We start from the raw sequence: 5,415 nt of genomic DNA, 5'->3' as shown, positions 1-5,415 counted from the left end.
CGGGCGGGGCACCGGCCGGCGGCACCGGGCCGGCCGGTCCGGCCCCGGCACCCCCCATCGCCCCGGCCGTCCCGGCCGGCCCGCCCGCCGCGGACGGCGGCCCGCCCGCGGGCCGGAAGGAGCCCGGGGCGGCCGGGGTGTCCGTACCGCCCGGCGGCACCACCTGGCGGCACCGGCTGCGCCGCGACCGCGCCCTGATCCTGATGACGCTGCCCGCGCTGCTGCTGGTGCTGGTCTTCTCCTACGTGCCGCTGCTGGGGAACGCCGTCGCCTTCAAGGAGTTCGACCCCTACGTCGGGGAGTCCTTCACCGAGAGCTTCTCCCTCAGCCCCTGGGTGGGCTTCGAGAACTTCCGGCGGATGGTGGAGGACCCCTACTTCTGGTCGGCCGTCGAGAACACCCTGGTGATCTTCCTCGTCCAGCTCGTGTTCTTCTTCCCCGTCCCGGTCCTGCTGGCCCTGCTGATCAACAGCATCATCAGCCCCCGGGTGCGCGCCTGGGCGCAGGGCATCCTGTACCTGCCGCACTTCTTCTCCTGGGTGCTGGTCATCACCGTCTTCCAGCAGATCCTCGGCGGCGCCGGGATCATCGCCCAGACCATGCGCGAGCACGGCTGGGGCGGCGGCTTCGACCTGATGACCGACCCCGGCTTCTTCACGTTCCTCGTCACCCTCCAGGCGATCTGGAAGGACGCCGGCTGGGGCATCATCGTCTTCCTCGCCGCCCTGGCCGCCGTCAACCCCGACCTGTACGAGGCCGCGGCCATGGACGGTGCGAACCGGTGGCGCCGGATGTGGCACGTCACCCTGCCCGCGCTGCGCCCGGTGATCGCGCTGCTGCTGGTGCTGCGCGTCGGCGACGCCCTCACCGTCGGCTTCGAGCAGATCCTGCTCCAGCGCACGGCGGTGGGCACGGGCGCCGGCGAGGTCCTGGACACCTACGTGTGGAACGTCGGCCTGGAGAACGGCGACTTCGGCTACGCCGCGGCCGTCGGCCTGGTCAAGGGCGTCTTCGGCCTCTGCCTGGTGCTGGCCGCCAACAAGACCGCCCACCTGCTGGGCGAGCAGGGGGTGTACAAGAAGTGAGCGCGCCGAACGGGAACCGCGGACCGGAGGGCGCCGGCGCCCGGATGCGCCCGCCCTGGGAGGAGCCGCCCGGCCGGGCCGGCCTGGCCGCCAAGGGCGCGGTGCTGGCCGTGGCCTGCCTGGCGGTCCTCTTCCCGCTGTGGATCGTGGTCGTCACCAGCCTCTCGTCGGCCGAGACCATCCGGGAGGCGGGCGGCCTGGTGCTGGTGCCCGACGGGATCACCTTCGAGGCGTACCGCGAACTGCTCGGCGGCGGCCAGGTCACCCGGGCGACGGTCATCAGCGTCTGCGTCACCGTCGTCGGCACGCTGTTCAGCATGACCGTCTCGGTGCTGTGCGCCTACGGCCTCTCCCGCCCCGGCTCGTTCGGCCACCGGCCGATGCTGCTGACGCTGCTGGCGACGATGTTCTTCGGTGCCGGCCTGATCCCCACCTACCTGCTGGTGCAGTCCCTGGGCCTGATCGACTCCTACGCGTCGCTGATCCTGCCCAGCGCGGTGAGCGTGTTCAACGTCCTGGTGCTCAGGGCGTTCTTCATGAACACCGCGCCGGAGCTGGTCGACAGCGCCCGCATCGACGGCGCGGGGGACCTCCGCATCCTGTGGAGGATCGTGGTGCCGCTGTCCCGGCCCGTGCTGGCGGTGATCTCGCTGTTCTACGCGGTCGGCTACTGGAGCGCCTGGTTCAACGCCTCCATCTACCTCAACGACCAGACCAAGATGCCGCTCCAGGTGGTGCTCAACCAGATCGTCCTCAAGGGCGAGCGGCCCACGGGCATGTCCCAGATCGTCAACACCGGCCAGATCCACACCCTCTCGGTGCAGATGGCGGTCATGGTGCTGGCCCTGCTCCCGGTCGCCGTGCTCTCGCCCTTCGTCCAGAAGCACTTCAGGAAGGGGATGCTCATCGGCGCCGTCAAGGGCTGACCGCCCCGTCCCGCGCCCGACCCCCGCCCCCGTCCGCCAGGCAGCGAGGTCCACCCCATGACACACCCCTCCGGAACGGACACCCCCGCCACCCGGCGCCCGGTGTCCCCGCCGTCCCCGTCGCTGGGGGACGTCACCCGCGGCCGCCTGCTGTACGGCGGCGACTACAACCCCGAGCAGTGGCCGGAGGAGACCTGGCAGGAGGACGTGGCGCTGATGCGCGAGGCCGGGGTCAACCTCGTCACCGTCGGCGTCTTCTCCTGGGCCCGGCTCGAACCCCGCCCCGGCGCCCGCGACTTCGGCTGGCTGGACCGGGTGCTGGACCTGCTCCACGGCGGCGGGATCGGCGTCTGCCTGGCCACCCCCACCGCCTCGCCGCCCCCCTGGATGGGCGCCCGCCACCCCGAGACCCTGCCGCGCGACGAGACGGGAGCGGTCGTCTGGTACGGCTCGCGCAACCACTTCTGCGCCTCCTCGCCCGTCTACCGCGACCGCGCCCTGCGCATCACCGCCGACCTCGCGGACCGCTACGGCGACCACCCCGCACTGCGGCTGTGGCACGTGAACAACGAGTACGGCACCTCCTGCTGGTGCGAGGTGACCGCCCGCCACTTCCGCCACTGGCTGCGCGAGCGGTACGGCGACCTGGAGGCGCTCAACGAGGCCTGGGGCACGGCCTTCTGGAGCCAGCGCTACGACTCCTGGGAGGAGATCATCCCGCCGCGCCGCGCCCAGTACCTGGTCAACCCCACCCAGGCGCTGGACTTCCGCCGCTTCACCAGCGACGCCCTGCTGGAGTGCTTCACCGCCGAACGCGACGTACTGGCGGAGCGCACCCCGCACGTCCCCGTCACCACCAACTTCATGGCGCTCTTCGCCGGCCAGGACGGCTGGGCCTGGGCGGAGCAGGAGGACGTGGTCTCCGTGGACCTCTACCCGGACCCGGCCTCCGGCACCGACGGCGGCGCGTACGGCGCCCTGGTGCAGGACCTCACCCGCTCCCAGGCGGGCGGCCCCTGGCTGCTGATGGAGCAGGCCGCGGGGGCCGTCAACTGGCGCGGCGTCAACCATCCCAAGCCCGAGGGGCTGATGCGCCTGTGGTCGCTGCAGGCCGTGGCGCGCGGCGCGGACGGGATCTGCTTCTTCCAGTGGCGCCAGTCCCGGCAGGGCAGCGAGAAGTTCCACTCCGCGATGCTCCCCCACGCCGGGGAGCGCAGCCGCGTCTTCCGCCGGGTGTGCGGGCTGGGCGCCGAACTGGGCGCGCTGGCCGGTGTCACGGGCACCTCCGTCCCCGCGGAGGCGGCCGTCCTCCACGACTGGAACTCCTGGTGGGCCACCCTCTCCCCGGGGCGCCCCTCGGCCCGGCCGGCCTACGAGGAGGTGCTGCGCGCCTGGCACCGCGCCCTCTGGGACGAGCACCTGACCTGCGACTTCGCCCACCCCGAGGCGGAGCTGGACGGCTACGCGCTGGTCGCCGTGCCGCACCTGTACCTGCTCACCGACGCGGCCCTGGACAACCTCGCCGCCTACGTCCGCGGCGGCGGCACCCTGGTGTGCGGCTTCTTCACCGGCGTCGCCGACACCGACGACCGGGTGCGCGAGGGCGGGATGGACGCCCGGCTGCGGAGGGTGCTGGGCATCGGCACGGTCCACGAGTGGTGGCCGCCGGCGGAGGGGGAGACCCAGCAGCTCACCCCCCTCGGCGGCGCCGCGGCCGCCGGCACCCTGTGGCGCGAGGACTTCGAGACGGACGGCGCCGAGACCGTGGCCGCCTACCGGGGCGGCGAGCTCGACGGCCGCCCGGCCGTCACCCGCCACGCCTTCGGCGACGGCACCGCCTGGTACCTCTCCACCCTCCCCGACCCCGCCGCGCTGCGCGCCCTGCTGGCGCGCGCGGCCGGTGAGGCGGGCGTACGGCCTCCGCTGCCGGACCTCCCCGCGGGGGTGGAGGCCGTACGCCGGGGCGGACTGCTGTTCGTCCTCAACCACCACCGGGAGCCGGCCGCCGTCCCCCTGCCCGGCCCGGCGACCGACCTGCTCACCGGGCGGCGGTACGAGCGGCACCTCCCGCTGGGCCGCTACGGTGCCGCCGTCCTGCGCGCGGAGCCCCCCGCGCCGGACGGCGGCTGAGCGCGGCCCACAACCCCCCACGACCCCCGACGAAAGGTCCCCCGCCATGAGCGACCGCACGACCTCCCGGCACACCATCCGGACCGGCACGGCCGTCGCCGCCGCGCTGGCCGTCGCGGCGTCCCTCACCGCGGCCTCCGCCGCCTCGGCGGCCCCCGCGGCACCGGCGGCGCAGACCTGCGAGGCCTTCGGCACGATCGCGCTGGGCAAGTACTACGTCAACAACAACCTCTGGGGCCAGGACTCCGGCCAGGGCCGGCAGTGCGCCTGGGACACCTACCGCAACGGGGACACCATCGGCTGGGGCACCGAGTGGGAGTGGTCCGGGGCGGCCCACGAGGTGAAGTCCTTCACCAGCACCGTCCTGGGCTGGCACTGGGGCTGGCGGTCGGACGCCACCGAGCTGCCGGTGCGGCTGTCCGACAACAGGCCCGTGCGCACCTCGTGGAGGTACGCGGTCAGCGCCGACCCCGGCACCATGAACGTCGCCTACGACCTGTGGCTGCACGACAGGGTCGCCGAGGACTGGGAGGACCAGCCCACCGACGAGGTCATGATCTGGACCTACCGCTCCGGCGGCGCCGGGCCGCTGGGCCAGAAGACCGGCACCGTACGGATCGGGGGCGCCACCTGGGACCTCTACCAGGGCGACATCGGCTGGAAGGTCCACTCCTTCGTGCGGACCTCCAACACCACCTCGGTCGACCTGAACCTGAACGACTTCCTGCGGGCGCTCCGGGACCGCGGTTCGGTCGGCCCGGAGAAGTACCTCTCCAGCGTCGAGGCGGGCACCGAGGTGTTCACCGGAAAGGGCCGCCTGGACACCTCGGCCTACTCCGTCGACGTGGGCTGACCCGGTCCCTCCTCCCGGACGGGCAGCCGCGCCGTCCCGCGGGAACAGCGGAATCCCCTCCAGGGGGCGGGCACGGTCACCGGTCCGCCCCCCTGGACCGCCCCGCCGGTCCAGGCGTCCGTCCACTCCGCGCCCGCCGGCGGGTGGACGGCGCGCTCCCGGGCACCCGCCCCCAGGCACGGGCGCCGGGGCCGCCGGGGAACCCCGGGAGCAGCGGCCGCATCGGCGGGGGGAGCGCGCCGAACCGGAACCGGCGCGCCATCACCTCGCGGTACGCGAGGTCGCCCGGGCGCCGCCGAGGCCGGTGTTCCACCAGGGGGGCGCCCGGCGCGCGGTGTCGAGCCCGGCCGCGAGCCGGCGGTGCGGGGCGGTGGAGTCGGTGCCGATGGCGCCGGACCCCAGGGCGCCGGGCGCCCGCTCC

4 protein-coding genes are annotated in these 5,415 nt (G+C 74.1%); all 4 read left to right on the top strand.

Annotation, left to right across the window (positions count from 1 at the left end):
* The first annotated feature begins 56 nt into the window (after positions 1 to 56).
* Genes VE546_RS15575 through VE546_RS15560 form a run of 4 tightly spaced genes read left to right on the top strand, consistent with a single transcriptional unit; the run spans position 57 to position 4,994 of the window.
* A complete protein-coding gene (locus VE546_RS15575) occupies positions 57 to 1,085 on the top strand; it encodes an ABC transporter permease (RefSeq protein WP_324922662.1) in 1,029 nt (342 codons plus the stop codon).
* 44 nt (positions 1,086 to 1,129) lie between these two features.
* Positions 1,130 to 2,011 (top strand): carbohydrate ABC transporter permease, encoded by an 882-nt coding sequence (locus VE546_RS15570; protein WP_324922661.1) that lies wholly within the window; start codon positions 1,130 to 1,132, stop codon positions 2,009 to 2,011.
* A 57-nt stretch (positions 2,012 to 2,068) separates the two neighbouring features.
* Positions 2,069 to 4,141, top strand: coding sequence for a beta-galactosidase (locus tag VE546_RS15565; RefSeq protein WP_324922660.1), 2,073 nt, complete (start codon positions 2,069 to 2,071; stop codon positions 4,139 to 4,141).
* A 46-nt stretch (positions 4,142 to 4,187) separates the two neighbouring features.
* Positions 4,188 to 4,994 carry a GH12 family glycosyl hydrolase domain-containing protein gene (locus tag VE546_RS15560; RefSeq protein WP_324922658.1) on the top strand — a complete coding sequence of 269 codons (807 nt, stop codon included), beginning with the start codon at positions 4,188 to 4,190 and terminating at the stop codon, positions 4,992 to 4,994.
* Positions 4,995 to 5,415 lie beyond the last annotated feature (421 nt).

The organism is Streptomyces sp. (assembly GCF_035644915.1).
Lineage (GTDB): Bacteria > Actinomycetota > Actinomycetes > Streptomycetales > Streptomycetaceae > Streptomyces.
The sequence above is the reverse complement of the archived record's forward strand: the minus strand, read 5'-3'. Positions and strand labels throughout refer to the sequence as shown.

Coding starts and splice junctions, on each gene's coding strand:
- VE546_RS15570 (WP_324922661.1), top strand. CDS start 1,130: ATGCGCCCGCCCTGGGAGGAGCCGCCCGGCCGGGCCGGCCTGGCCGCC.
- VE546_RS15565 (WP_324922660.1), top strand. CDS start 2,069: ATGACACACCCCTCCGGAACGGACACCCCCGCCACCCGGCGCCCGGTG.
- VE546_RS15560 (WP_324922658.1), top strand. CDS start 4,188: ATGAGCGACCGCACGACCTCCCGGCACACCATCCGGACCGGCACGGCC.